Origin of the sequence: Streptosporangium amethystogenes subsp. fukuiense (assembly GCF_042665875.1) — a bacterium.
GTDB classification, from domain to species: domain Bacteria; phylum Actinomycetota; class Actinomycetes; order Streptosporangiales; family Streptosporangiaceae; genus Streptosporangium; species Streptosporangium fukuiense.
On sequence record NZ_JBHTEE010000001.1, the window covers coordinates 9,073,475 to 9,100,006 of the forward strand.

General features: G+C 69.9%; 24 protein-coding genes, 1 pseudogene and 1 riboswitch. Of the genes and pseudogenes, 12 read left to right on the forward strand and 13 right to left on the reverse strand.

Annotated features, from left to right (window positions below):
• Positions 1 to 136 precede the first annotated feature (136 nt).
• The 3 genes and pseudogenes from ACFQVD_RS40245 to ilvC all read left to right on the forward strand — a co-directional run.
• A pseudogene (locus ACFQVD_RS40245) lies at positions 137 to 1,876 on the forward strand (acetolactate synthase large subunit); the annotation flags it as partial.
• Positions 1,877 to 1,878: 2 nt separating this feature from the next.
• Positions 1,879 to 2,403 carry an acetolactate synthase small subunit gene (gene ilvN / locus ACFQVD_RS40250; protein WP_343969953.1) on the forward strand — a complete coding sequence of 175 codons (525 nt, stop codon included), beginning with the start codon at positions 1,879 to 1,881 and terminating at the stop codon, positions 2,401 to 2,403.
• 39 nt (positions 2,404 to 2,442) lie between these two features.
• A complete protein-coding gene (gene ilvC, locus ACFQVD_RS40255; RefSeq protein WP_343970053.1) occupies positions 2,443 to 3,423 on the forward strand; it encodes a ketol-acid reductoisomerase in 981 nt (326 codons plus the stop codon).
• A gap of 176 nt (positions 3,424 to 3,599) precedes the next feature.
• Here ilvC and ACFQVD_RS40260 read toward each other — a convergent pair whose 3' ends face one another.
• The gene (locus tag ACFQVD_RS40260) at positions 3,600 to 4,484 is read right to left on the reverse strand and encodes a CAP domain-containing protein (RefSeq protein ID WP_343969950.1); all 885 of its coding nucleotides are present in this window, start codon (positions 4,482 to 4,484) and stop codon (positions 3,600 to 3,602) included.
• Between the two features lie 334 nt (positions 4,485 to 4,818).
• On the opposite strand from ACFQVD_RS40260, the gene ACFQVD_RS40265 reads away from it, so the two are divergent.
• On the forward strand, positions 4,819 to 6,201 hold the full coding sequence (locus tag ACFQVD_RS40265) for an MFS transporter (protein ID WP_343969947.1): 1,383 nt from the start codon (positions 4,819 to 4,821) through the stop codon (positions 6,199 to 6,201).
• A 135-nt stretch (positions 6,202 to 6,336) separates the two neighbouring features.
• Here the strand turns inward: ACFQVD_RS40265 and ACFQVD_RS40270 are convergent, their stop codons facing one another.
• A complete protein-coding gene (locus ACFQVD_RS40270; protein WP_343969944.1) occupies positions 6,337 to 6,885 on the reverse strand; it encodes a DUF1707 and FHA domain-containing protein in 549 nt (182 codons plus the stop codon).
• Positions 6,886 to 6,973: 88 nt separating this feature from the next.
• Between ACFQVD_RS40270 and ACFQVD_RS40275 the strand changes: the two genes are divergently transcribed.
• Genes ACFQVD_RS40275 through ACFQVD_RS40285 form a run of 3 tightly spaced genes read left to right on the forward strand, consistent with a single transcriptional unit; the run spans position 6,974 to position 10,877 of the window.
• Positions 6,974 to 7,501 (forward strand): PadR family transcriptional regulator, encoded by a 528-nt coding sequence (locus ACFQVD_RS40275; protein WP_343969941.1) that lies wholly within the window; start codon positions 6,974 to 6,976, stop codon positions 7,499 to 7,501.
• Positions 7,498 to 8,256, forward strand: a complete 759-nt coding sequence (locus ACFQVD_RS40280; RefSeq protein WP_343969938.1) for an ABC transporter ATP-binding protein — start codon at positions 7,498 to 7,500, stop codon at positions 8,254 to 8,256. The genes ACFQVD_RS40275 and ACFQVD_RS40280 overlap by 4 nt, the downstream gene beginning before the upstream one ends.
• Entirely contained in the window at positions 8,253 to 10,877 is a 2,625-nt protein-coding gene (locus tag ACFQVD_RS40285) for an FtsX-like permease family protein (protein WP_343969935.1), read from the forward strand. The genes ACFQVD_RS40280 and ACFQVD_RS40285 overlap by 4 nt, the downstream gene beginning before the upstream one ends.
• Positions 10,878 to 10,928: 51 nt before the next feature.
• Here ACFQVD_RS40285 and ACFQVD_RS40290 read toward each other — a convergent pair whose 3' ends face one another.
• Complete coding sequence (locus ACFQVD_RS40290; protein ID WP_343969932.1) at positions 10,929 to 11,783, reverse strand: hypothetical protein; 855 nt, start codon at positions 11,781 to 11,783, stop codon at positions 10,929 to 10,931.
• Between the two features lie 230 nt (positions 11,784 to 12,013).
• On the opposite strand from ACFQVD_RS40290, the gene serA reads away from it, so the two are divergent.
• The gene (gene serA, locus ACFQVD_RS40295) at positions 12,014 to 13,603 is read left to right on the forward strand and encodes a phosphoglycerate dehydrogenase (protein WP_343969929.1); all 1,590 of its coding nucleotides are present in this window, start codon (positions 12,014 to 12,016) and stop codon (positions 13,601 to 13,603) included.
• Positions 13,604 to 14,072: 469 nt separating this feature from the next.
• On the opposite strand, the gene ACFQVD_RS40300 is transcribed toward serA, so the two are convergent.
• Entirely contained in the window at positions 14,073 to 14,642 is a 570-nt protein-coding gene (locus ACFQVD_RS40300) for a C40 family peptidase (protein WP_364148421.1), read from the reverse strand.
• Positions 14,643 to 14,656: 14 nt separating this feature from the next.
• Positions 14,657 to 14,887: riboswitch (cyclic di-AMP (ydaO/yuaA leader) on the reverse strand.
• A 141-nt stretch (positions 14,888 to 15,028) separates the two neighbouring features.
• Here ACFQVD_RS40300 and ACFQVD_RS40305 point away from each other — a divergent pair.
• Both ACFQVD_RS40305 and ACFQVD_RS40310 read left to right on the forward strand, forming a co-directional pair.
• Positions 15,029 to 16,075, forward strand: coding sequence for a 3-isopropylmalate dehydrogenase (locus ACFQVD_RS40305; RefSeq protein ID WP_343969923.1), 1,047 nt, complete (start codon positions 15,029 to 15,031; stop codon positions 16,073 to 16,075).
• 172 nt (positions 16,076 to 16,247) lie between these two features.
• A complete protein-coding gene (locus tag ACFQVD_RS40310; protein WP_343969920.1) occupies positions 16,248 to 17,342 on the forward strand; it encodes a branched-chain amino acid aminotransferase in 1,095 nt (364 codons plus the stop codon).
• Between the two features lie 204 nt (positions 17,343 to 17,546).
• Here the strand turns inward: ACFQVD_RS40310 and ACFQVD_RS40315 are convergent, their stop codons facing one another.
• Complete coding sequence (locus ACFQVD_RS40315; RefSeq protein ID WP_343969917.1) at positions 17,547 to 18,137, reverse strand: Uma2 family endonuclease; 591 nt, start codon at positions 18,135 to 18,137, stop codon at positions 17,547 to 17,549.
• Positions 18,138 to 18,239: 102 nt separating this feature from the next.
• Positions 18,240 to 18,893 carry an O-methyltransferase gene (locus tag ACFQVD_RS40320; protein ID WP_343969914.1) on the reverse strand — a complete coding sequence of 218 codons (654 nt, stop codon included), beginning with the start codon at positions 18,891 to 18,893 and terminating at the stop codon, positions 18,240 to 18,242.
• A gap of 277 nt (positions 18,894 to 19,170) precedes the next feature.
• Here ACFQVD_RS40320 and cimA point away from each other — a divergent pair, with 277 nt between their 5' ends.
• Complete coding sequence (gene cimA / locus ACFQVD_RS40325) at positions 19,171 to 20,745, forward strand: citramalate synthase (protein ID WP_343969911.1); 1,575 nt, start codon at positions 19,171 to 19,173, stop codon at positions 20,743 to 20,745.
• Between the two features lie 99 nt (positions 20,746 to 20,844).
• Here the strand turns inward: cimA and ACFQVD_RS40330 are convergent, their stop codons facing one another.
• Positions 20,845 to 22,524: a heparinase II/III family protein gene (locus tag ACFQVD_RS40330; protein WP_343969908.1), complete on the reverse strand. Its 1,680-nt coding sequence runs from the start codon at positions 22,522 to 22,524 to the stop codon at positions 20,845 to 20,847.
• A 206-nt stretch (positions 22,525 to 22,730) separates the two neighbouring features.
• On the opposite strand from ACFQVD_RS40330, the gene ACFQVD_RS40335 reads away from it, so the two are divergent.
• A complete protein-coding gene (locus tag ACFQVD_RS40335; protein ID WP_343969905.1) occupies positions 22,731 to 23,327 on the forward strand; it encodes an HD domain-containing protein in 597 nt (198 codons plus the stop codon).
• Positions 23,328 to 23,391: 64 nt separating this feature from the next.
• Here the strand turns inward: ACFQVD_RS40335 and ACFQVD_RS40340 are convergent, their stop codons facing one another.
• The 6 genes from ACFQVD_RS40340 to ACFQVD_RS40365 are packed head-to-tail and all read right to left on the reverse strand — an operon-like array spanning position 23,392 to position 26,512.
• Complete coding sequence (locus tag ACFQVD_RS40340; RefSeq protein ID WP_343969902.1) at positions 23,392 to 23,787, reverse strand: antibiotic biosynthesis monooxygenase family protein; 396 nt, start codon at positions 23,785 to 23,787, stop codon at positions 23,392 to 23,394.
• Between the two features lie 50 nt (positions 23,788 to 23,837).
• Entirely contained in the window at positions 23,838 to 24,425 is a 588-nt protein-coding gene (locus ACFQVD_RS40345) for an alkaline shock response membrane anchor protein AmaP (RefSeq protein WP_343969899.1), read from the reverse strand.
• 5 nt (positions 24,426 to 24,430) lie between these two features.
• A complete protein-coding gene (locus ACFQVD_RS40350; protein ID WP_343969896.1) occupies positions 24,431 to 25,135 on the reverse strand; it encodes a DUF6286 domain-containing protein in 705 nt (234 codons plus the stop codon).
• Positions 25,132 to 25,752: an Asp23/Gls24 family envelope stress response protein gene (locus ACFQVD_RS40355; protein ID WP_343969893.1), complete on the reverse strand. Its 621-nt coding sequence runs from the start codon at positions 25,750 to 25,752 to the stop codon at positions 25,132 to 25,134. The genes ACFQVD_RS40350 and ACFQVD_RS40355 overlap by 4 nt, the downstream gene beginning before the upstream one ends.
• Positions 25,749 to 25,937 carry a hypothetical protein gene (locus ACFQVD_RS40360; protein ID WP_343969890.1) on the reverse strand — a complete coding sequence of 63 codons (189 nt, stop codon included), beginning with the start codon at positions 25,935 to 25,937 and terminating at the stop codon, positions 25,749 to 25,751. Before ACFQVD_RS40360 ends, ACFQVD_RS40355 begins: the two co-directional genes overlap by 4 nt.
• Positions 25,934 to 26,512 (reverse strand): hypothetical protein, encoded by a 579-nt coding sequence (locus ACFQVD_RS40365; RefSeq protein ID WP_386273717.1) that lies wholly within the window; start codon positions 26,510 to 26,512, stop codon positions 25,934 to 25,936. The genes ACFQVD_RS40360 and ACFQVD_RS40365 overlap by 4 nt, the downstream gene beginning before the upstream one ends.
• Positions 26,513 to 26,532 lie beyond the last annotated feature (20 nt).

The window sequence follows — 26,532 nt, forward strand, 5'->3', positions numbered from 1 at the left end:
GGGATTCTTGTAGTACTTCACCGGCGCGCAGGTCGCTGAGCGAAGTACTCTGACCTGCGCGCCGCCCCAGCTCCGCCGATCAAGCGGAATGGGGCATTTTTTATGCCATTAAGCATGTTCAGCCACAAGGAACGAGCCGATGACCGAACAGATGACAGGAGCCCAGGCCCTCGTGAGGGCGCTGGAGCACGTCGGGGTCGACACTGTGTTCGGGATCCCGGGCGGCGCGATTCTCCCCGCCTATGATCCGCTCTACGACTCGACCAAGGTCCGGCACGTGCTTGTACGGCACGAGCAGGGCGCGGGGCATGCGGCCCAGGGGTATGCGCAGGCCACCGGCAAGGTCGGAGTCTGCATGGCCACCAGCGGTCCCGGCGCGACCAACCTGGTCACCCCGATCGCCGACGCCTACATGGACTCGGTCCCGATGGTCGCGATCACCGGTCAGGTGGCCAGTGCCGCCATCGGCACCGACGCCTTCCAGGAAGCCGACATCTCCGGCATCACCATGCCGATCACCAAGCACAACTTCCTGGTCACCGACCCGAACGACATCCCCAGGACGATCGTGGAGGCATTCCACATCGCCTCGACCGGGCGCCCGGGGCCGGTGCTGGTCGACATCGCCAAGGACGCGCTCCAGGCAAAGATGACCTTCGAATGGCCGGTCGTCATGCAGTTGCCCGGCTACCGGCCGGTGACCCGGCCGCACTCCAAGCAGATCCGCGAGGCGGCCAAGCTCATCGTCGAAGCCGGAAGGCCGGTGCTCTACGTGGGCGGCGGCGTGCACAGGGCCGGCGCGTCGGCGCAGCTGCTGGAGTTCGCCGAGCTGACCGGCATCCCGGTGGTCACCACCCTGATGGCGCGGGGCACCTTCCCCGACAGCCATCCGCAGCACATGGGCATGCCCGGCATGCACGGTTCGGTGTCGGCGGTCGGCGCGCTGCAGAAGGCCGACCTGATCATCGGACTCGGTGTCCGCTTCGACGACCGGGTCACCGGAGACCTGTCGACCTTCGCGCCGTACGCGAAGATCGTCCATGCGGACATCGACCCGGCGGAGATCTCCAAGAACCGGCACGCGGACGTCCCGATCGTGGGCGACTGCAAGGAGGTCATCTCCGACCTGATCGCCGCGGTGCGCGGTGAGGGACGCAAGGGCGACTACGCCGACTGGTGGACCGCGCTCAACACCTACAAGGCGACCTACCCGCTGGGCTACACCGAGTTCGAGGACGGCTCCCTCGCCCCGCAGTACGTGATGGAGCGGCTGGGAGCGATCGTCGGCCCGGACGCGATCTACACCGCGGGGGTCGGCCAGCACCAGATGTGGGCCGCCCAGTTCATCGGTTACGAGAACCCCGGCACGTTCATCAACTCCGGCGGCGCGGGCACGATGGGCTTCTCGTTGCCGGCGGCGATGGGTGCCAAGATGGGTCGGCCCGACACCACGGTCTGGGCCATCGACGGTGACGGCTGCTTCCAGATGACCAACCAGGAGCTCGCCACCTGCACGATCGAGGGCGTGCCGATCAAGGTCGCGATCATCAACAACGGTAACCTGGGCATGGTCCGGCAGTGGCAGACGTTGTTCTACAACGAGCGTTACTCCAACACCGACCTGCAGACGGTCCGCCGCATCCCCGACTTCGTCAAGCTCGCCGAGGCATACGGCTGTGTGGGACTGCGGTGCGAGCGCCCCGAGGACGTGGACGCGACGATCAAGAAGGCCATGGAGATCAACGACGTGCCGGTGGTCGTCGACTTCGTGGTGCACCAGGACGCCATGGTGTGGCCGATGGTCGCGGCCGGGACCAGCAACGATGACATCAAGTTCGCGCGCGACATGGCGCCGGTCTGGGACAGCGAGGACTAGGCATGAGCAGGCACACGCTCTCCGTGCTGGTGGAGAACAAGCCCGGCGTGCTCGCGCGCGTCGCGTCGCTGTTCAGCCGCAGGGGGTTCAACATCGACTCGCTGGCGGTCGGGCCGACTGAGCACGCGGACATCTCCCGGATGACCATCGTGGTCAGCGTCGCCGACCTGCCGCTGGAGCAGGTCACCAAGCAGCTGAACAAGCTCGTCAACGTGCTGAAGATCGTGGAGCTCGACCCGGCGCAGTCGGTGCAGCGCGAGCTCACACTGATCAAGGTGCGGGCCGACGCCGACAACCGCTCCAGCGTGCTGGAGCTGGTCAACCTGTTCCGGGCGCGCTGCGTCGACGTCTCCTCGGACGCGGTGACCATCGAGGTCACCGGCACGCCGGACAAGCTGCAGGCCTTCATCAAGGTCCTTGAGCCGTTCGGCATCAAGGAGCTCGTCCAGTCGGGCATGGTGGCCATCGGCCGCGGCGCCCGTTCCATCACCGACCGTTCTCTCCGGGCCCTGGACCGGACCGCGTAACGCACCCGAGAAACCCGAAAGGTTAAGCAAGTGACTGAGATCTTCTACGACGACCAGGCCGACCTGTCGATCATCCAGGGCCGGCACGTCGCCGTTCTGGGATATGGCAGCCAGGGCCACGCCCACGCGCTCTCGCTGCGCGACTCCGGTGTGGACGTCCGGGTCGGCCTGCCCGAGGGTTCCAAGAGCAGGGAGAAGGCCGAAGCCGACGGCCTGCGGGTGCTCACGCCCTCGGAGGCCGTCGAAGAGGCCGACCTGACCATGATCCTCGCGCCGGACCACATCCAGCGCCACCTTTACGCCGACCACGTGGCCCCGAACCTGGTCGAGGGCGACGCGCTCTTCTTCGGGCACGGCCTGAACATCCGCTACGGCCTCATCGAGGCGCCGGAGGGTGTGGACGTGGCCATGGTCGCCCCCAAGGGCCCCGGTCACCTCGTGCGCCGCCAGTACACCGCGGGCCGCGGCGTGCCGTGTCTCGTCGCGGTGGAGAAGGACGCCAGCGGGAACGCCCTGGACCTCGCCCTGTCGTACGCCAAGGGCATCGGCGGCACCCGCGCCGGCGCGCTGAAGACGACCTTCAAGGAGGAGACCGAGACCGACCTGTTCGGTGAGCAGGCCGTGCTCTGCGGCGGCGTGTCCGAGCTGATCAAGGCCGGTTTCGAGACCCTGATCGAGGCGGGCTACCAGCCCGAGGTCGCCTACTTCGAGTGCCTGCACGAGATGAAGCTGATCGTCGACCTGATGTACGAGGGCGGCATCCACAAGATGTACTGGTCGGTCTCCGACACCGCTGAGTACGGCGGCTACTCCCGCGGCCCGCGCGTGGTGACGCAGGAGACCAAGAAGGAGATGCAGCGCATCCTCGCCGAGATCCAGTCCGGCGAGTTCGCCAGGGAACTGGTGGAGGAGTTCGACAGCGGCCAGAAGAAGTTCACCGCCTACCGCGAGGAGCTCGCCGAGCACCCGATCGAGAAGACCGGTGCCAAGCTCCGCCCGATGATGAGCTGGCTGAAGTAGGGGCTGCCCGCACCGGGCACCTCGGAACGGCCCGCGCCCCCGCGACGAGTTCACGTCGCGGGGGCGCGGGCCGTTCCGGTGAGAATGGCCGACCGGCTCTCCCACCCTGGCCGGGGCGGGAGAGCCGGTCGGACGCCGGGTCCGGCCGGGCGGCCGGATCCGGTCCCCGGTGATGCTCAGTGCTTGGCGAAGTTCTGGGTCCAGTAGATGCCGCGTGAGCTGTCGGCCACGCCCACTCCGAGATGGGTGTAGGCGCAGTTCATGATGTTGGCCCGGTGACCGGAGCTGTTCATCCAGGCCCGCACCACTTCGGCAGGGGTGCGCTGGCCCATCGCGATGTTCTCCGCCCAGGCACGCATCGGGCTGAACCCGCTCGCCTTGATGCGGGCGGTCATGTCCGTGCCGTCAGGCGAGGTGTGGCTGAAGTAGTTCTTGGCCGCCATGTCGTCGGAGTGGCCCTGCGCGGCCGAGCGCAGCCGGGGGTCGGAGACGAGCGGGGCGCAGCCGCCCTTCTGCCGTTCGGCGTTGGTCAGGCGCACCACCTCCTCGGAGGTGGTGGACCCTCCCGGTGCGGGGGTGGGAGCGGTGGAGGTCGGAGCCGGTGTCGGCTTGGTGGTGGCCGTCGGGGTGGGGACCGGGCCGGGGGTCGGGGCGGTGGAGGTGGGGTTCGGGGCCGGGGTGGCCGCGGGGGAGCAGGCGAGCCTGACGGCCTTGGAACGGCTGACGTTGCCCCGGTAGTCGGTGGCGACGGAGTAGTAGACGCCGGGAGCGCACCACAGTCTCACGGTCACCCGCCCGTTGGTCCCGCGCAGGGAGGCGCTCTTGACGACCGGGTCGGCGCCGGCCACGGCGCGCTTGATGCGGACGCGGACCAGCGCGGTGTCGTCGCAGCCCAGCCGTGCGGCGGAGGCCTGGATCCGTCCCGCCGCGGTGACGTAGGGCTTGGCGGCGTACACGCGACACTCGGCCAAGGGGGCGGACGCGGCGTGCGCGGTGGCGATCGGCGTGCTGAGGGCCGCCAGGCTCCCGAGGCACAGCAGTACCCCTAGTGGTCTGCGCATGTCGGTTCCTCCAGTTGGTGAGACGCTGGACGGTTCCGCATTCTGTCGGGGGCAGGTCGGCTTTGTCAGCACATTACCGACATTAATTGCGGGCTCCAGGTAAACCAGAGTGATCACATAGGCGTCTGGGGCTGACGATGCACCGGTCCAAGTCGGGGCTCATCTCCCCCCCAGGAAGTCCCTTTGTGGCCTGCCTGAGCTGGACATTCATCACATCAGCCGGTATGAAGATCGACTGGGCCGGGTGAGGCGAAGGGGGCTCCCCGGCGGGGAAGGTAAAATATTCACGTTCCCTGGGCCTACCAAGCGGTCACTCGCTGCGATTGAATGTGGCATGATCTCCCCGGCGCCCTCACCCGCCGTCGTCACCGTGCCGCGCGGCGTGCGCATCGGCTACGGTGTCGGCTCAATCTGCACCGCGACCTTCTCCACCGTCCCCGGCCTGCTGCTGCTCTTCTACATGACGAACGTGCTGGCGGTTCCCGCCTGGATCGCCGGGGTGGTGGCCTTCCTCCCCAAGCTCTGGGACATGTTCATCAACCCCTGGGTGGGCCAGCGCTCCGACCGGACGGTCTCCCGCTTCGGGGCCCGCCGCCCGTGGATGCTGCTGGGCGCGCTCACCCTGCCGGTGACCTTCACGCTCACCTTCGCGGGCCCTCCGCTCACCGGCCTGTCCGCCGCGCTGTACGTCGGCCTCTGCTACTTCCTCACCGCGACGGCCTACGCCTTCTACGAGGTGCCGTACAAGGCCATGCCTGCGGAGATGACCGACGACTACCACGAGCGCTCCTCCCTGCTGCAGTGGAAGATGGTCTTCGTCGGCCTGGGGATCCTGCTCTCCGGGGCCGTCGCGCCGATGATCGCGGGCACCGAGGTCTCCGGCTACCGGACCATGGGGCTGGTCGTCGGCGGGGTGCTGCTGCTGTCGATGCTCGCCGCCTTCTTCGGCACGGCCCGCGCCCCGATGGTCGCGCGGGCCGAGGCGGAGTCGTCGCTCGGCGCCCAGTTCACCGCCGCCCGCTCGAACCGGACGTTCATGGTGCTGCTCGGCCTGAGCTGCGCCCAGATGCTCGCGGCCGGGATCATGCTGGCCGGCTCACCGTACTTCGCCACCTACACGCTGGGTGATCCGGCGGCGACCACCACGCTCTTCCTGGGCATCGTCGGCCCGCTGCTGATCACCATGCCGCTCTGGGTCTGGCTGTCCAAGCGTTACGACAAGCGCGGGGCGATGATCCTGTCGTCGGCGCTGTTCACGGTGGGCACCGTCGGGATGGCCTTCTCCGGACCGCTCGGCTCGGCGTACGCGCACGCCTGCGTGCTTCTCGTCGGCATCGGTTACGCGGGGTTCCAGCTGCTGCAGTTCTCGATGCTCTCGGACGTGATCGTCCACGACACGCTGGTCACCGGAAAGCGGCGTGCCGGAGTGTTCACCGGGCTGTGGACCGCCGCCGAGACCGTGGTCTTCGCGTTCGGCGCGTTCATCCTCGGCTGGCTGCTCGGTGCGACCGGGTTCGTGGAGTCCGACCCCGCCACGCCGGTCGCGCAGCCCGAGTCGGCGACCACGGCCGTGTTGTACGGCACGACGCTGCTGCCCGCGCTGCTGATGGTGGTCAGCATCGTGCTGACCACGCGCTACACCCTGACCGCGGAGAAACTCAGGAAGGCCGGGGCGGGGGCGGCCGAGACCGGAGCGACAGAGACCCAGAACGGCTGAGGCGCGGCCAGGGGCAGGAACGGCCTCGGGGTGATCATGGTGTGAGGTCGAGGGCAGCCGTTCGGAGCACCCCTCAGGGAGCGTCCGCCGGGAGCCCCCGGGCTCCGGCTCCGCTGAGCGCTTTCGGCCGCGAGGTCATGACAGCAGCTGAGGCGTGATCATCAGGAAGCCGCAGTCGCCGAAGGAGACGACGTCGCCCGGCCGGACCTTCGCCGGGCCCACCAGGCGCCAGTCGTTCAGCCGGGTGCCGTTCAACGAGCCGAGGTCGACGAGGACCCAGCCGTCCTCGTCGCGGCGGAGCTCGGCGTGCACCCGGGAGACGGTCAGGTCGGCGAGGACCAGGTCGCAGGCGGAGCCCCGGCCCACCACGTAGCGGGTCCGGTCGTCGGCGGGCAGTGCCAGCCTGGGCAGCCTGGGACGCCGCCAGGCCGACTCCACCCGCTTGGTGAAGTCGGAGGCCGAGGCGACGACCTCGGTGACCATGCGGCGGAACCGGCCGCGTTGCGGCAGGTCGGCGACGAGATTGTCGAGTTCGCCCTGATTGCGCGCACGCAGGGCCATGTCGACGCGGCCGAGGAACGTGTCGTGCGACAGATGCCCCTCGACAGCACGGTCACGGAGCTCGTTGATCGCACGATCGCGATCCCCGTCGGAGGCGCGGGACGGGGGATGCGTCGAGCTCATCCTCCGAGTATCGGCCCCAAGGGTGGAACCTGTCCAGAATATGCAGATCTCTTGCAGCGGGCATACTGAGTATGCATACTCAGTATGCATGGCGATCCGACACGGGCTCCTCGCCCTGCTGAGCCAGGGACCTCGCTACGGCTACCAGTTGCGCGCCGAGTTCGAGGCGTCGACGGGGGCGACCTGGCCGCTCAACATCGGCCAGATCTACACGACGCTCTCCCGGATGGAACGCGACGGCCTGGTGAGCCCCGGCGAGCAGGACGAGCAGGGCCGGGTCGTCTACTCGATCACCGAGGCCGGTCTGGCCGAGATGGAGCGATGGTTCGGCACCCCCGTCGCCCAGTCGGACCGGCCTCGGGACGAGCTGGTCATCAAGCTCGCGATGGCGGTCACCGCCGCCGCGGACATACGGCCGATCATCCAGGCCCAGCGCACCGCGACCATGCGCACCTTGCAGGAGTTCGTCCGAGCCAAGCGGGCGAACGTCGAGGGTCCCGCCCAGCGGCTGGTGCTCGACTCGATGATCTTCCAGGCCGAGGCCGAGCAGCGCTGGCTCGACCACTGCGAGGCAGTGCTCACTGCCTCCCCCCAGACGCAGGAGAAGCAGAAATGAGTTTCGATCCGGTCGTACGGCTCATGGACGTGAGCCGCGTACACGGAGACGGGCCGCAGGCCGTACCGGCGCTGCGGGAGGTGAGCCTGGACATCGCCGCAGGCGAGCTGGTCGCGGTGATGGGGCCGTCGGGGTCAGGCAAGTCCACTCTGCTCAACCTCGCCGGCGGCCTGGACCGGCCCACCTCGGGTGAGGTCGTGGTGGCGGGCACGCCGCTCTCCGGCATGACCGCCGGGGGGCTCGCCGGGCTCCGCCGCCGCCATGTCGGCTACGTCTTCCAGGACCTCAACCTGATCCCGTCGCTGACCGCGGCGGAGAACGTCATGCTCCCGCGCGAGCTGGACGGCGTCAGGGCCGGGCAGGCCCGCCGCGAGGCGGGGGACGCCCTCGCCGAGGTCGGTCTGGCCGACGTCGCCGACCGCTTCCCCGACGAGATCTCCGGCGGCCAGCGCCAGCGAGTGGCGATCGCCCGTGCCCTGGTCGGGGAGCGGCGGCTGATCCTGGCCGACGAACCCACCGGCGCCCTCGACACCCCTACCGGCGACGACATCCTCCAGCTGCTGCGCGTCCGCTGCGACGCGGGAGCCGCCGTGCTGCTCGTCACGCACGAACCCCGCTACGCCGCCTGGGCCGACCGTGTGGTCTTCCTGCGCGACGGCGAGATCGCCGACTCCACCGCCACGCCCCTGGAGAGTGCTCGGTTGAGCGCGGAACGCACCCCCACCTCGGGGCCGCGGAGCGGAGGAGAGGCATGAGCGCCCTCCTCGCCGCACTGCGGATCTCCCGCCGGAGCATCATCCGGGCGAAGGCGCGTAGCGCGCTCATCATCGTGATGATCGGCCTGCCCGTCCTCGCGGTCACCGCCGTGCTCACCTTCTCCGCGACCGAGAACCTCCGGCCGGAGGAGCGGCTGACCATGGACCTGGGTGCGGCCGACGCCAAGCTGACGGACACCGGGGCCGCCGGGCCGATCAGGCAGGACGCGACGGGCTACGACTGGCGACCTCGAAAGGACGGTGGGTCGCCACGGTCCCGGGCGGAGATCCTGGCCCTGGCCGGACCCGGCAGCCGGATCATCCCGATGAACAGCGGCTCAGCGGAATACTGGACGGGAACCGCCTACGGTTTCGCGCAGGTCCTGGAGGTCGACCTGCGCGACCCGATGGCGGGCGCCATGTTCCCGCTTGTCCGGGGGGGCTACCCGCAGGCCGCCGACGAGGTGGTCGTCACCGACTCCATGGAGCCGGCCGTGGGCTCGACCCTCCGCTACACCCGTGACGACGTGCCCAAGCGTGTGGTGGGAACGGTGGTCTCGCAGCCGGGCAACCGCAGGCGCGCGATCATCGGGCTGCCCGGCTCGCTGAACCCCGGCTCGGGGGTGACCGACGCCGAGCGGTCCTGGCTGCTGGACGCTCCGGCGCCGGTCACCTGGACCGAGACACGCCGGTTCAACCAGGCGGGGGTGACCGTGCTGTCGCGGGCGGTGCTGGAGAACCCGCCGCCCGTGGGAGGCGGTCCGGACCAGGCGGTCGAAGAGCCCGGGACGAGATCCACCATCACGCGCAGCGGCGTCCTGGCAGCCGTTTCCGGGGTGACCCTGGCCGTGCTGGAGGTCGTGCTGCTGGCCGGGCCCGCCTTCGCCGTCGGCCTGCGGCGCCGGCGCAGGGAACTCGCGCTCATCACCGCCCAGGGTGGCTCGGCCCGCCACCTCAGGCTGGTCGTGCTGGCCGACGGGCTGACCCTGGGCCTGGCCGCCGCCGTGCTGGGAGCCGCCCTCGGGATCGCCGTCGCCAGGGGGATCGTGGCCTGGGCGGGGATCTGGCCGGCCGGTGGTCTTGGGGCGTTCGAGATTCCCTTTGGGCAGATCGTGCTGGTCGCGGCGCTCGCCGTGGTCAGCGGGGTGGCGGCGGCCGTGGTGCCCGCCGTACAGGCCGCCCGGGCCGACGCGGTCGCGGCACTCGCCGGCCGGCGGGTTGAGGCTCGTGACCGGACCGGATGGCCGCTGCTCGGACTGGTCCTGCTGGCGGCGGGGGCCGGGGCCATGGTCTACGGGGTCCGGTCGACCGACGCGGTGGTCCTTTTCGGCGCGGTGCTCGGGCTGCTCGGCCTGGTCATGGTGACGCCATGGCTCATTCGGCGGATCGGCGGCCTGGCCGGAGGGTTCCCACTGCCCCTCCGGCTGGCCGTCCGCGACGCCTCCCGCAACCGCGGCCGTACGGCTCCCGCCGTCGTGGCGGTGCTGGCCGCGGCGGCGGCGTTCAGCACGGTCGCCGTCGGCGTCGCCAGCAGCGAGCGGGCGTCGGAGGAGTACTACCGGCCGGCCTATCCGACGGGCACCACGGCGATCCACGGCGACGACGTGACGGAGGAGTCCTGGAAGGAGATCCGGCAGATCGTCGATCGGACGCTTCCCGGCGTGCCGCTGGTGGAGACCTACCGGCCCATCGACGCCAAGGGCAGGACGGTGGACTTCCGCGCGCGAGATGGCAAATGCAGCCGCTGCATGACCTCGACGGGCCCGCTGAACGAGATCCCCGTGGGCGGGCCGGACCTGCTCCGCCTCCTGCTGGGCCGCACCGACCGGGCGGCCGAGGCGGCGCTGGCGGAGGGGAAGGCCGTGGTCTTCAATCCGAAAGCGATCAGGGACGGCAGGCTCCGTCTCCGAACCTGGACACGTGGCAGCGACCAGGAGAAGGAGCAGGTCCTCACCGTGCCCGCGGTGCTGGTCACCGTTCCGGGACCGTTCAACGTGCGCGGTGTGCTGCCGGTCGCCGCGATCACCAGGGCGGGGTTCATCCCCAAGCTCAGCCACCTGCTTGTGGATCCGGCGGTCGCATCGCTGACCCCGGAGCAGGAGCAGCGGCTCAGCGGGCCGGTGCGCGCCGTCACCCCCAACGTCGCGGTCGAGACCGAACGGGGGGTCCGGCGGAACAGAGCCGACAGGGTCACCGGAATCATGTGGGTCATGGCGGGCCTCGCCTCGCTGGTGGTGCTCGGCGGAACGCTCACCGCCTCCGGGCTGGCCGCGGCCGACGCCCGTCCCGACCTCGACACGCTCTCGGCGGTCGGGGCGCGTCCCCTGACACGCAGGCTGGTGGCGGCGGGGCAGGCGACGGTCGTCGCCGGATTCGGTGTGCCCCTGGGACTACTCGCCGGGCTGGTCCCCGGGCTCGCGCTGGCGAGTCAGGTGAGCCTGCGGCGTGACGCCGAGCGTGAGATCGCACTCAACGGGGTCCCGTTCGAGAAGCTGGGCGTCATCCTCAGCGTGCCGTGGCAGACGCTGCTGGTGGTGGGCATCGGCCTGCCGCTGCTGGCGGCGCTGATCGCGATGGCGTCCGCCAGGACCAGGGTGACACCGACCCGGCGGCTGGGGTAGCCGGGCCGGCCCGCGGGGCGGGTGCTCAGCGCCCGTGCCCCGCGGACCGGTTCAGTCGGTGACGTCGGCGCAGACCACGTGGGCGCCCAGTTCGATCATCCGCTGCTCGCTGCGGGCGTCGGCGACCCTGGCCATCAGGATCGGCGCCTCGCTCGCGGCGAGCTGCGGCAACCGGGCGCGCACCCCGCGATGGATGTCCCTGACCACGTCCTCGGCCGCCGACATGTGCACCTTCACGTGCAGCATGATTCCCGGAGCGCCGGAGGAGGTGCTGGCCTCGGAGATCCACACGTGATGGACGAGCGGGTAGTCGACGAGCAGGTACGAGATCGCGGCGCGCAGCGCGGGCAGGATCGGGTGCTCGCACCGCCGGTAGCCGGGATCCACCATCTGCATCGGCCCCGACAGGTGGGGCCGGGGCGCGGGGATCCACGGCTGGGCGGGCGCGGCGGGCACCGGCGTTCTCTGCGGGCGCGCCGGCGCGGGACGCGAGACCGTGGCCATCGCCCCGGTCGCGTATGCCGTCGGCGTCGTGCTCGACAGCACGGGCGCGGGGCCGCTGCGCTTCGAGAGCAGGTACCGCTGGAGATCCTCGATCGGTACGGCCGCGGCCGCGGGTCCCGCCGCGTCGATCACTATCTCCCGCACGCCGGTGACCCGCTGGATGTCGAGGACTGTGTCGGCGTCGCACGCCGACAGCGAGTGGCTGCCACGGTGCCGCGCGTAGGTGTCCGCCGAGGTGTATCCGAGCAGGACACGCTCACCGGCCTGCGTCGTGCCGAGCACGACGGAGCGGTCAGGTCGCACGGCGACCAGGAGTCCCCATTCGGCAAGCGCCGCCAGCAGCCGGTGTGGCTCGCCGTGCTGCGCGAGTACGTTGCCGAGAGCGGGGTTCCCGATGCTCATATGAGGAACGATAGGTAGTGACCCACGGCTTATCAGGGTAATCGGGAAGTTTTCTTAGGATCAAGACCAACTTGAATTTTGGTGCATGGGATGTGTCAGGAGCGGGTACCGGCGTGCTGGATCATGGGGCGGTCGCGTCTCGCATCTCGGGACACTCGTGAATACGTTCACAAGCGTCGATAGACTACGTGAGGTCCGTGCACCCTCACCGCCTAGTAAGGATCCAGCCTGTGAACAAGCCCGTCGTACTGGTCGCCGAGGAACTTTCCGAGGCCGGTCTCGCGGTCCTGGGCGCGGACTTCGAAGTCCGCCACACCGACGGCGCCGACCGTGCCCAGTTCCTGCCCGCGCTCGCCGACGTGGACGCGCTCATCGTGCGCAGCGCCACGCAGGTCGACGCCGAGGCGATCGCCCACGCGCCCAAGCTCCGCGTCGTCGCCCGCGCCGGTGTCGGTCTGGACAACGTCGACGTGGAGGCCGCCACCAAGGCGGGCGTCATGGTCGTCAACGCGCCGACCTCCAACATCACCAGCGCCGCCGAGCACACCGTCGCGCTGATCCTCGCCTCCGCCCGCAACGTCGCCCAGGCGCACTCCGCGCTCAAGGGCGGCGAGTGGAAGCGCTCGAAGTACACCGGCGTGGAGCTCGACGAGAAGGTCGTCGCCATCCTCGGTCTCGGCAAGATCGGCCAGCTGGTCGCGCAGCGCCTCCAGCCGTTCGGCGTCGAGCTGATCGCCTACGACCCCTACCTGCAGCCGGCCCGCGCCGCGCAGATGGGCGTCCGCCTGGTCACGCTGGAGGAGGCCCTGCGCGAGGCGGACTTCATCACGGTGCACCTGCCCAAGTCCAAGGAGACCATCGGCCTCATCGGTGACAGGGAACTGCACGCGGTCAAGCCGAACGTCCGCCTCATCAACGTCGCCCGCGGCGGCATCATCGACGAGAACGCCCTCTACTCCGCGATCAAGGAGGGCCGCGTCGCCGGCGCCGGCATCGACGTGTTCCCGAAGGAGCCGGTCACCGACAGCCCGCTCTTCGAACTCGACCAGGTGGTCGTCACCCCGCACCTGGGCGCCTCCACCCACGAGGCCCAGGAGAAGGCCGGCACCCAGGTGGCGCGTAGCGTGAAGCTCGCCCTCGCCGGGGAGTTCGTGCCCGACGCGGTCAACGTCCAGGGCGGCGCCGTCGCCGAGGACGTCAAGCCGGGTCTGCCGCTGGCCGAGAAGCTCGGCCGGGTGTTCACGGCCCTCGCGGGCGAGGTCGCCACCAAGCTCGACGTCGAGGTGCGCGGCGAGATCGCCGCCCACGACGTCCGCGTGCTGGAGCTGGCCGCGCTCAAGGGTGTCTTCACGGACGTGGTCGAGGACTCCGTCACCTACGTCAACGCCCCGCTGCTGGCCAAGGACCGCGGCGTCTCGGTCGAGCTGGTCACCAGCGCGGAGAGCCCCGACTGGCGCAACGTGGTGACGGTCCGCGGCGTCCTCGCCGACGGCCGCGCGGTCTCGGTCTCCGGCACCCTGTCGGGTCCGAGGCAGATCACGAAGATCGTCGAGGTCAACGGCTACCAGATGGAGATCGAGCCGACCGACCACCTGTCGTTCTTCACCTACACCGACCGCCCCGGCGTCGTCGGCGTGGTCGGCCGCATCCTCGGCGACCACTCGATCAACATCGCCTCGATGCAGGTGGCCCGGGACGTCAAGGGCGGCAAGGCCCTCATCGCGCTCACCGTCGACACCGCCATCCCGGCCGACGTGATCGACCAGATCGGCGCGGAGATCGGCGCCGACAGCGGCCGCTCGGTCGACCTGGCCGACTAGCGGCAGGCAAAGGATTCACCGAGGTGGCCGTCGCCCCGCACCGCGGGGCGACGGCCACCTTTCGTCTCGATATGTGAGAAGTGTGTACGCCGGGCGAGACGGCGTTCCGGCCGCCAGGTAGCCTGAGATGAAATGCGCCAGGTCCCAACCTGCCGCGACGGGGTCTGACAGGGGTGGGCCGGCGACTCTCCGGTGCCACGCCCAGATCACCGGTCCGTGATCCGGACCCGTGACATCAGGCCTGGTCGGAGCCCTGATCGGAGTCTCGACCATCGCCCTGCTCGCATCCGACCGAGACGAGATTCGCCATGTACGACATGTATCCCTGGAACCACGCCGAAGAGGTCAAGGACGAGGCCGCCGAGGCGCTCCAGACCGCCCTGGACCGCCGGGACAACGGTGGTTCTCCCATCCGCTGAACCGGTTCCCGGCGCCGACGGGGTTCCCTCGGCCGATCAGCCGGCGTGTCTCATCCGTCGGTCGCTAGTTTGATCTGCTCGGTCAACCTGACCCCCTGCGGATCGGGGCGCACCGCGCCGACGAAGGAGGACCGGCGCCAGGCGCTGAGCTTCTCCTCCTTGACCACGTCGCCGCTCCGCGGGGCGTGGACCATGTAGCCGGGCCTGGTGATCATGCCGACATGGCCGAGACCGCTGAAGAAGGCCAGGTCACCGGCCTTGAGGTCCTTCCAGGCGATCTTCTTGGAGAAGGCGGCGTACTGGTCGTTGGTGACACGGGGCAGCTTGATCCCGGCGGCGCCGTAGGCGCGGAGCATCAGGCCCGAGCAGTCGAAGCCGCCGTTGCCGGTGCCACCCCAGACGTAGGGCGTGCCGCGCTTGGACATGGCCCACTTGACGGCCGTCTGCCAGGCGGGCTTGGGGGCCGCGCTCTTCAGTGCCGCCTTCAACCTGACGGTGCCGAGCGTGGGAGCCTCGGGGGAGGGGAGAGGGGAGGCGGCCAGTGCCGCCGTCGGCGCCATGGCCGAGGCCGCGAACACCGCGGCGCCTGAGACGAGGAGGGACAGGACGCGAGAGTACATCTTGCCGGACAGGATGATTCCTTCCATAAGGCCGGCCGGGTGAGCTGTCGGGCTCGGGCGTGGAGGCCGCCCTACGGCGCGAAAGCGCACCGATTCGCCCCAAGGAATCCCGTGATGGCAGCCGGGAACGCGCTCCGGGGCGGAGCGAGGTTCCCGGGGGCCCGGTGGATCCCGAAAAAAGTGGTTCCCCGGCTCCGTACGGGCCGGTAGGGGGATGGTCCGTACGGATTAGGCATCAATGTGAATGGGGAGGACGATAACGAAACCTCACGAAACGGTCAATAGGGAGCAAAAAAGGACAAAGTGATCACACGGGCGGACGTGCGGACACGTCCGAAGGGTGAGATCGGTGTTCGATCACCGAGACGGACAGGTAAGGTGCCTGCATGGATTCGCGTAACATTCGCCTGGCGGTCATCCCCGGGGACGGGATCGGAGTCGAGGTCGTCACCGAGGGCCTGAAGGTCCTCGAAGCGGTCGGCACCAAGGTGGAGACCACCACGTACGACCTCGGGGCCAAGCGCTACCACGAGACCGGTGAGACCCTGCCCGACCCGCTGCTCGACGAGCTACGCGGATACGACGCGATCCTGCTCGGCGCGGTCGGCGACCCCAGCGTGCCCCCGGGCATCCTGGAGCGCGACCTGCTGCTCAAGCTCCGCTTCCAGCTCGACCACTATGTGAACCTCCGCCCGGTCAAGCTCTTCCCCGGCGTCGAGACGCCGCTGGGCAAGGCCCGCCCCGAGGACATCGACATGATCGTCGTCCGGGAGGGCACCGAGGGCCCATACGCCGGTGCCGGAGGGGTCATGCGCCGCGGCACGCCGCACGAGATCGCCACCCAGGAGTCGCTGAACACCGCCTACGGTGTCGAGCGCGTGGTGCGCTACGCCTTCGAGAAGGCGGTGGCCCGCCCCCGCAAGAAGCTGACGCTGGTCCACAAGACCAACGTGCTCACCTACGCCGGTGACCTCTGGGCCCGCACGTTCGACCGGATCAGCGTGGAGTACCCCGAGGTCCAGACCGACTACTGCCACGTCGACGCGGCCTCGATGTTCTTCGTCAGCCAGCCGGAGCGCTTCGACGTGATCGTCACCGACAACCTCTTCGGTGACATCCTCACCGACATCGGCGCGGCGATCGCCGGCGGCATCGGCCTGGCGGCCAGCGGCAACGTCAACCCCGACCGCACCGCGCCGAGCATGTTCGAACCGGTGCACGGCAGCGCCCCGGACATCGCGGGCCAGGGCAAGGCCGACCCGACCGCCACGATCCTGTCGGTCGCCATGCTCCTGGACCACCTGGGCCTGGCCGACGAGGCGGCCCGGGTCGAGCAGGCCGTCGCCGACGACCTGCTCGAGCGGCTGGCCGGCTGGGCTGGCCGGACCACCCAGGAGATCGGTGACGACATCACCGCGCGAGTAGCCGGCTGAGGAAGCCGCCCCCTCGACCCCGACGCGCCTGGCGGCTCCTCCGAGCCGCCGGGCGCGTTTTTGTTTCCCACGCACTGCCGGTTTTCGGCATGGATGCAGTAGTTTCCCGTTACCCGGTCCAACGCACAATGGACCCAAGGGTAAGCCAGACACCAAGGTAAGGATCCGCGTCATGACCACCGCTCAGAAGCTCAGCTTCGACGTGCAGCTCTCCGACCACGCGCGCACCGCGGCCGAGCGCGAGCAGGTAATGGCGGCTCCGGGGTTCGGCCAGGTCTTCACCGACCACATGATCTCGATCGACTACACCGAGGGCGAGGGCTGGCACGACGCCCGGCTCATGCCGTACGGCCCGCTCAGCCTCGATCCCGCGACCGCGGTCTTCCACTACGCGCAGGAGCTCTTCGAGGGCATGAAGGCGTACCGCCAGCAGAACGGTGCGATCGTGACGTTCCGCCCCGAGGCCAACGCCGCCCGCTTCAACACCTCCGCACTGCGGATGGCCATGCCCGAGCTGCCCGAGGAGACGTTCGTCGAGTCGCTGGAACTGCTCGTCCAGACCGACCGCGAGTGGGTGCCGACCACGCCCGGACACAGCCTCTACCTGCGCCCCTTCATGATCGCCACGCAGCCGGCGCTCGGGGTCAACTACCCTTCCAGGACCTACAAGTACATGGTGATCGCCTCTCCGGCGGCGGCCTACTTCGGCGGCGGGCAGGCGGTCAGCGTCTGGCTCTCCACCGAGTACACCCGCGCGGCCCCCGGTGGCACCGGCTTCGCCAAGTGCGGCGGCAACTACGCCGCGGCCTTCGTGGCCCAGCGCCAGGCCGTCGAGCAGGGCTGTGACCAGGTGGTCTGGCTGGACGCGAGCGAGCACCGCTACGTCGAGGAGATGGGCGGGATGAACCTGTTCTTCGTCTACGGCGACCGCCTGCTGACCCCGGCGCTCACCGGCACGCTGCTGCCGGGCATCACCCGCGACTCGATCCTCGCCCTGGCCGCCGACCTCGGCCTGCGGGCGGAGGAGGGGCGGCTGTCGATCGAGGAGTGGCAGCGGGGCTGCGAGTCGGGCGAGCTCACCGAGGTCTTCGCCTGCGGCACCGCCGCGGTGGTCACCCCGGTCGGCTCGGTCAAGGGCGCCGACCGCGCCTGGACGATCGGTGACGGCACCCAGGGGCCGGTCACCGGGAGGATCCGCGAGGAGCTGGTGGGCATCCAGTACGGTTCCCGCCCGGACCCGCACAACTGGGTCCACAAGATCTGCTAGTCCCGCGTTTCGGGTACGGCCTCGGTCGATCCGGGCGGTCACCCGCGATCCTGGCTCTCATCCGGCATCTGAACTGCGACGTCGCCTCACAGGTGCCGCCAAGGGTGCGAAGAGACCCGGTCAACACGTTTACGGTCGGTCACCGCGATGGCCCCCGGGAGAAGGTCCGGCCTCCGACTGGCCGGGCCTCCTCCGTGAGCGGGCCTATCCTTCGCTCAGCTTGCCGGTGTCGATCGTGAGATTCCACGGTGCGGGCAACTCAAGTGGTTCTCCGATGATTACCTGGTGCTGCTGCTGGTAGCCCCTCTCCCCGGGATGGCTGAGCAATCGGACGAGGTTCTGAGTGGCGTCGATCACCAGATAGAGCGGGACACCCGCGATCGCGCAGTTCTGGGGCTTGGTGACATGGTCGTCGTCTCGGCTGCTGGGAGACACGACTTCCACGACGAGAAGGGCCTCCTCGGCGTAAACGTTCTCGTCGTCCCACATACGGGGAAACTTCGGGAGAACGAGAAGGTCGGGTCGGTAACGATCTTTCTGGACGCCCAAGAAGATCTTGACGTCGTATACGGGATGCCAGCCCTGTTCCGTGGCGAACGGGATGAGCTGAATCAGCAACTGCAGAATGCTCTTGGCGTGGTTGAGTGTGGGCAACTCCCTCACCACGATCCGGCCGTTGATGATTTCGACCTTGCGGTCAGGCCACTGATCGCAGGTCTTCTGATAGTGCCGTTCGAGCTCCTGGTGGTTGGCGGACATGGGCTTTGCCTCGCGACGGTCCAAGGTCTTGGCCATGTGGTCATCCTTCCCTCCGTACAGGTGGGCGCAACGTGTTTGCCACATCGCTTAAAGTAATCGGAAAGATTCCCGCCCGCCCCGGATTCGGAAAAGTTCTCGTCAGTGCTTTCGAATCATGGTGAGGCCGTCGGCGATGGGGAGCATGATCGAGGTGACCCGCACGTCGGCGCTGACCATGTCGTTGAACTCGCGGATGTGCCTGACCGTCTCGTCGTCCCTGGCGGGATCGGCGACGTGGCCGCTCCACAGCGTGTTGTCGACGAGGATCACCCCGCCGGGGGCCAGCCGCGACATCAGGATCTCGTAGTAGACGGGATAGTTGACCTTGTCGGCGTCGATGAACGCCAGATCCACCGCGGGATGCTCGGGGAGCTCGTGCAGCCGCTCGGCCGCCGGGCCGATCCTCAGCTCGATGCGGTCCGAGACCTGTGTCTTCTCCCAGTATCTCCGGGCGATCGCGGTCCACTCCTCGCTCACGTCGAAGCAGGTGAGCCCGCCGCCGGGGGCGAGCCCGCGGGCGAGGCAGATGGAGGAGTAGCCGGTGAAGGTGCCCACCTCCACCGCGTTCCTGGCGCCGCCGATCTGGGCGATCATGGTGAGGAACCGCCCCTGGTCGGGAGAGATCTGCATTCCCGCGCTGTCGCCGGTCAGCTCGCGGGTCTCGACGGCGAGTGCGTCGAGGACGTCGTCGGGCAGGGTGGTGTGCGCGAGCAGATACTGCCCCACGGCGGGGTCGAGATAGGTCGCCTTCATGAGCCCCATTCTGGTCGGTGGGAGATGGTCGCGGGGGGTGAAGCCGAGCCGTGTCGGCAGGTCGCGAGTCTCGAATCCTAAGATCGATGTGTCAGATGCTGTCAGCGTGTGGCAGACTCCAGAGCATCATGTTCTACGGTCTGCTCATTATCGGCAGGCGCGCTGGCTGAAAAGGGACACCGCCAGCGCGCAGACCTCTCACGTCCGTGAGGGGTTTTTTTGTTTCTCGAAGCCGAATGAGCGCGCGGCGAATCATCGAACCGCGAAGGAGAACGACATGGCCGACGACCGCTTCCACGTGTACGACACGACCCTCCGTGACGGGGCCCAGCAGGAGGGGCTCAACCTCACGGTGGCCGACAAGCTGGCCATCGCGCGTCACCTGGACGGCCTGGGCGTCGGTTTCATCGAGGGTGGCTGGCCGGGGGCCAATCCCAAGGACACAGAGTTCTTCCGGCGAGCTCAAACAGAGCTCGACCTGAAGCACGCGCAGCTCGCCGCGTTCGGCGCGACCCGCCGGGCAGGTGTGAAGGCAGCCGACGACCCGTTGGTGGCCGCGCTGCGCGAATCCGGCGCGCCGGTCGTGACCCTTGTCGCCAAGAGTCACGACCGGCACGTGCAACTGGCCCTCCGCACCACCCTGGAGGAGAACCTCGCGATGATCCGCGACACGGTCTCCCACCTGCACACGGAGGGGCAGCGGGTCTTCCTCGACGCCGAGCACTTCTTCGACGGCTACAAGTCCAACCCGGCGTACGCGCTGGAGGTGCTGCGCACCGCCGCCGAGGCGGGGGCCTCGGTCGTCGCGCTCTGCGACACCAACGGGGGCATGCTCCCCGACGAGCTGGCCGAGGTCGTGCAGGCCGCCGTCGGCACGTCCGCCAGGATCGGCATCCACTGCCACGACGACACCGGCTGCGCGGTCGCCAACTCCCTGGCCGCGGTGCGGGCGGGCGCGACGCACGTGCAGGGCTGCGCCAACGGATACGGGGAGCGCTCGGGCAACGCCAACCTGTTCACGGTCGTGGCCAACCTGCAGCTCAAGCGGGGGTTCGAGCTGGTGCCGAGGGAGTCGCTGGCCGACATGACCAGGATCGCCCACGCGATCACCGAGGTCACCAACGTCACCCCCAACTCCCACGCCCCCTACGTCGGGGTCTCCGCCTTCGCGCACAAGGCCGGGCTGCACGCCAGCGCGATCAAGGTCGACCCCAACCTCTACCAGCACATCGACCCCGCCGAGGTCGGCAACGACATGCGGATGCTCGTCTCCGACATGGCCGGACGCGCCTCGGTCGAGCTCAAGGGCCGCGAGCTGGGCTACGAGCTGGCTGCCGACACCTCGCGGGAGCTGGTGACGCGGGTCAAGGAGATGGAGTCGAAGGGCTACACCTTCGAGGCCGCCGACGCCTCCTTCGAACTGCTGCTCCGCGACACCGTCGCGGGCGAGCGCAGGCGCCACTTCCAGGTCGAGTCCTGGCGGGTGATCGTCGAGCGGACCCGCGGCGGCGAGGTCGTCAGCGAGGCCACCGTGAAGCTGCACGCCAAGGGCGAGCGGATCGTCGCCACCGGCGAGGGCAACGGCCCGGTCAACGCCCTCGACCGGGCCGTACGGCAGGGACTTGAGCGGCTCTACCCCGAGCTGGCGGGGGTCGAGCTGATCGACTTCAAGGTGCGCATCCTGGAGGGCACGCACGGCACCGACGCCGTCACGCGCGTGCTGATCACCTCCAGCGACGCGGCCGGGGAGTGGTCCACCGTCGGTGTCGACGAGAACATCATCGAGGCGTCCTGGCAGGCGCTGGAGCAGGCCGTCACCTACGGTCTGCTGCGCGCCGGCCACACCGGCTGAGGCGGCACCCGAAAGAGAGCCGGAGGGCGGTCCGGGGGGTGCCCCCCGGACCGCCCTCCCGACCTGGCGGGCCAGGTCGGTCCCGCCGGGGCGAGGTCGTCAGGAGAGGTCGGCGCCGCCGACGCGGAAACTCACCGGGCCCTCGGAGGTCTCCACGCTGACCTTGCCGCCGGAGCAGGAGAGCGACGGCTTGTCGGTGCCGGGCACCAGCACGGTCAGCACGGAGTCGCCCGAGGCGGGTGCGACGACCGCGGGCGCGGGGTGCCGCCGCAGGTAGGCGGAGGAGACCCAGCCCTGGTAGGGGTTCTTCTGGCCGCGGACCACCTTGAGCCCGCCGACCGGCTTGCAGGAGGGCATCGAGACCTGCACGAGCGTCGCCTTCCAGCCGGCCTTGTCCTTCACCACGACCTGGCCGCCGCTGTTCGAGACGGTGGACAGGTCACGGGAGAAGTGCCAGAGGTTGCGGACCGAGGAGCCCTTGGGGACCGTGTCCAGCACGGCCATCAGGTCCCGTTCGTGGTTGACGAGCACCGAGCGGGTCCTGGGCACGCCGTAGGCCCGGTCGGTCAGCCGGTAGCTCTGCCGCTCGGACCCGATCGAGGATCTGCTCAGGGTGGTGGCGGTCTTGCCGCGGAACCTGGCCCCGGACACGACCGAGGTGTTGTGCGCCTCGGCCGACATCGTCCAGTGCCGGTAGCCGCTGTTCTCGTACGAGTCGAAACCGACGTCGACCAGGACGTCGCGGCCCTGGGCGTAGTAGGTCACGCCCAGGTGGTCCTCGTGGCCGTGGTACTTCATGCCGGGCCCGAAGCGGATGGAGTAGAAAGCCGACTCGGGCTTGTTCCAGGCGGTGCGCCCGTAGACGTAGCCGTTGCCGAACACCCGCACCGTCTTCTTCGGGTGGGAGTAGCCGACGGGCCGCACGTCCGCGCCGCCGTCACCGATCGGGACCATGAACCCGTCGGGCTGGGTGGAGTGGGAGATGAAGTCCTCCAGCGACTCCCAGCGGCGTGAGATGTCGGCGGGCACCTTCCGCCCGCACGACTTGATGTTCTCCATCGCGACCTTCAGCCGCTCGTAGACGTAGATCGCGTAGCGGGGGGCCTGCTCGCGCAGCGCGCCCTGGGAGTCGACGTCGAGCTTCACGGTCTCGGTGAGCCGCCTGATCGCGAGGCTGGACCACTGGTCCCGGCCGTAGCGGCAGCCGATGCCGAGCAGCGCGATGTCCTGGTCGATGCCGTGGTTGTGGCCCTTCTCGTACAGCTTCGGGTCCGACAGCATCTTGGCGTGCTCGGCCAGGCTGCGGGAGAGCCACGACTCGTTGACGTGCTTGCTGAGGCAGACCAGCGCGGGGGCGCGCAGCGCGATCGGGTGCTCCTGCCAGGCGTACGGGCTGGCCCCCGCGCCGCCGCGTGGGTTGTCGGCGACCCAGTCCTTGGCGATCTCGGTGGCCCGTGTCAGGTACGCCTCGTTGCCGTTCGTCTCGTAGTCGGCGACGAGACGGCCCATCCAGCGCAGCGAGTGGAAGACCATGCTCCAGGAGCGGTTCCGGTAGGGGTCGGTGCGCCAGTCGACGTTTTTGCCGATCTTCACCGGGGCCAGGTCGAGGAAGGCGACCTCGCCGTTCATGATGTCCGTCGCCGTGGGCGTGGCCGGCAGCCAGTCCCCCTGACACTCGGCGGTGCGTTTTACCTCCCGTGCCTCCGCGGTGCCGACTGTGGCGCCGCAGGTCGTCAGGAGGACAAGGGAGAGAGCGAGTGCTTGTGTGCGGCGGCGCACGCCAGTTCCTTCCGGGCCAAACGAAGAGGGCGGATCATGCTGTCCGAATCCCACCAAACCGGTCAAGTCGGGATGGGTGCTTCCGGGACATCGTTAGCAACTAGATGCGGGTTTCCCAGGTTTCCCGGCACGCGTGGCCTGATCCTGCCGGTCGATGTCCCGGCCGCCTCTCGCGGGCGCCGCCGCGTTTCGGCAGGCTGAGCGGCATGAGACTCGCCGACATCGCGATCCCCGACACCCCGGCCGCCCGCGGCTCGCTGGAGGTGGCGACCGCCTACTGCTCGCCCGCCCTGCTCAACCACTCCGTGCGCGCCTACCTGTGGGCGGCGGCCTACGGTGCGATGAACGACATCGCCTTCGACGCCGAGCTGCTGTACGTCGCGTCGATGATGCACGACATCGGCCTGGTCAAGGAGTTCGACAGCCACACCGTGCCGTTCGAGGAGGCGGGAGGCCATGTCGCCTGGGTCTTCGCCGCCGGGGCCGGGTGGCCCGTCGAGCGTCGCGTGCGCGCGTCGGAGATCGTCGTACGCCACATGTGGGACAGCGTGGACCCCGGGGCGGATCCCGAGGGGCACCTGCTCGAACTGTCCACCGGGCTGGACATCTCCGGGCGGCGGTCGGAGGACTTCCCCGCCGGGCTCCGGGCCGAGGTGCTTGAGCGTTACCCCAGGCTGGGGATCGGCCCGGAGTTCGCCGGATGCTTCGCGGACCAGGCCGCGCGCAAGCCGGACAGCCTGGCCGGGCGGTTCGTCCGCTCGGGGATCGCCGAGCGGATCGCCGCCAACCCCCTGGACCGCTGAGCGCACCGGCCCCGCTCCCGGAAACGAGGGGAGCGGGGCCGGCCGGGCGCCCTTCGGCGAGCGATCAGGCTCCGGGCGCGGGCCCGGTGCTCTGTACGACTTCGAACGACCACAGCTCGGCCCCGGAGGCCGCCGGGCCCTGCCCGTGGCCGTGCCCCTGGGCCGGGCCGGCCGCCTCCTGCCCGTGCCCGTGACCCTGGCCTTGGCCGGCCTCGGCGGTGGCCTGGGCGTGACCCCGCTGGAAGGCCTGGCTCTCGGTCCAGCGCTTGAAGTCCTCATCGGAACGCCAGCGGGTGTAGACCAGGTAGCGGTCGGTGCCGTCCACCGGGCGGAGCAGTTCGAACCACTCGAACCCGTCCGCGGACTCGACCACTCCCGCCCGTCCCGAGAAGCGGCGCTCCAGTTCCTCGCGCATCTCCGCGGACACCGTCAGCACGTTTATCTTCACGACCGAAGGCACATCGTCTCCTCGAAGCGTTGGTTTCCTCGATCACCCTATGCGGCGCTCCGTCAGGTGACGGTCCTGCGGGGGTGCGGCGCGTCCCCCAGGCTCACCCGGGCGACGGCGGGTATGCGCTCGGTCTCCAGGGTCTGGCGCATGTGCGGGATGACCACCCCGCTCAGCTGCTCGCGGACCGCGCTCATCGGCGCGTCCTCGACGATCGCCACCCGCATCCGTACGGCGGGGTGTTCGCTCGTGCCGGTCATCGCGGCGGTGGCGCCGATGATCGAGGGATGCGAGCCAGCCTCGGCGGCCGCCGCGTCGGTCACGCTGTGCGCGTCCACCTCGGTGATCCCGGCGGGACCGCCGTCCAGGCGGATGCCGCTCAGCCTCCGGCTGCGTCCCTGGACCAGCAGCCAGCGCAGGCCGAACAGCGCGAGCACTATCGCCGCCGCGGCGACCACCCACCACAACCACGGGTCGTAGCGGGCGAACGCCGCACGCGTCTGGGCGTCCACGAGCGGTCCGCGGGCGGAGGCCACGGCCTGAGGGAACGCCCCCGCGCCGCGCGCTATCACCAGGGCGCTCAGGGCCATCAGCGCCAGTCCCACGAGCAGCAGCCCCAGCCGGTTGCCCCGGGCGGTCTTGTCGTCCATGGCGCTCACTTCCCTCGCAGGTGCACGTGGACGGGATGGTGCCAGACGGGGGAGAGCGCGGCGATCCGCGCGGTCACCGCCTCCCGTACGGCGTCGGCCAGTCCGGTGGTGTCCCGGACGGCGCTGTGGGCGTCCACTCGGACGGTCTTTCCCACCAGCCGTACCTTGGCCTGGTCCACTCCCCGCACCCGCTCGGCCGCGTGGGCCAGTGACCGGGCGAAGCCCCGGCGCTGCATGCCGATGACCAGGTCTTTGTCGCCCGTCCGCACCGGGATCAGCGTGGGCCGCCCCGGGATGAGCGCGAACAGCACCAGCAGCAGGCCCAGCAGGCCGACCAGGCCCGCGCCCGCCATCACCTGCCGGTCGCTCCACGGCGTCGACGACGCCCAGGTGAGCATCCGGTCGTAGGGCAGCAGGCGCAGCGGGTGGCCCACCAGGGCGGAGATGACCTCCAGCGCCACCAGGACGCCGATCGCCGTCATCACCACGGCGGTGATGACGGCGGGGATCACCCGGCGCGGGCGGAAGGCTCTGACCGCCGCCCGGTCGGCGGAGGCGTTCCTCACCACCTCGTCGGGTGCCCGCGGCGCGGACGGCGCCACGGACGCCGCGCCGGGTGCGGCCGGAATCTCCTCGGTCGGCCCCGTCTCGGAGACTTCGGAGACATTGCCGGAGAAGGACTCGGCCGGGTCGGGGGTCTGGGAGGTCATCGCTCCTCCTCCCGCGACGGGACGTCGGTCCCGTGGGCCGCCGCGTCCGGTGTCCGGAAGTCGGGCCGGCTCCCGCCTTCGGCCCCCGAGGTCTCGGGCGAGGTCTCAGGTGAGGTCTCACGCGAGACCTCGTACGAGGTCTCGGGCGGGCTCTCCGGAGCGCGGATCACGTTGGTGACGTCGATGTCGATGTGGCCGACGTCCATGCCGGTCAGCGTCGTGACCCGTTCGGCGACGTGACGCCGGACCTCGTCGGCCACCTCGCGGATCGGGGCCGGGTACTCCATGGTCACGTCCAGCCGGAGCGTCGCGAGCGTGCCGTCGACGGCGGCGCGGGTGCCTCCGCGGAGGGACAGCGGTCCACGCTCGCCGACCTTCCGCACCCGTGCCACCTCCCTGGCCGCACCGGCCGCGATACGCGACACCACCCGGTCGGATATGTCGGTTCTGCCACGCAGTTCGGCCGGTACGGCCCGCTGTGACGGCTGGGCGGGTACGGCGGGTGGCGCGGACCGCCCGGTTCCGGCGGGGGCGGAGCCCGCCCGCTCGGCGGGCAGGCCGCCTGAGTCCGCGGCCGTTTCCGAGGAGGAGGCGCGGTGTTCGACGGGGGTGTTCATCGCCGTCTCGCCGAGATCCTGGACAGGTTGACCTCGCCGACCTCGGCGAAGTGGCCGAGCAGGAATCCGATGGCACCGAGCACCAGCACCAGCAGGAACGCCCAGAAGCCGCCGAAGGCTCCGGCGAAGCCCAGCAGAACGCCGACGATCGTGCCGAGCACGGACCACACTGGGAAATTGTTCATGTCAAACCTCCGATATGGACATTCACCGGCAGGTCATCCGCCAGCGGGGCGACCGCCGCACGTACCTCGTCGGCGATCTCCGGCAGCGGGCGCCCCAGCCTGACGACCACCGAGATCTCGATCCCGTCCTCGTGCAGCGCGACGCCGGACACCCTCTCGCCGGGCAGGTAGGTCGCCACCGTCCCGAACGGGCCGCCCGAGAGGTCGACGACATCGGGGCAGCGCCGTACGGCGTCGGCTATCCCGTGCGCGAGACCCGCCCCCCGGCGGACCGGTTCCCGCTCGGCGGCCGTGGCCGGTTCCTCGCGGGGCGGACCCGTCTCGCCCGGTGCGGCGGCCGTCGTGCGGGCCGGGGCCCGTGGTCTCTGGGCGGGTACGGCCCCGGCCGGGGCCTGGGTGGCGGGCGGGTGGACCGGGTGCTCCGGCCTGTGCGCGGGCATGGCGGTCGCCGGGGTCGGATGCTCCGGTCCGTGCGCGGGCGCGGCGGTCGCCGGGGCCGAGGTGGGCGGCCGGCGGGCCGGATCGCCCGGGTCGTTCGCGGGCGCGGCCATCCGGTGGCCGGACCCCGCCGTCACCGGACGCGTCGTCTCCTCGC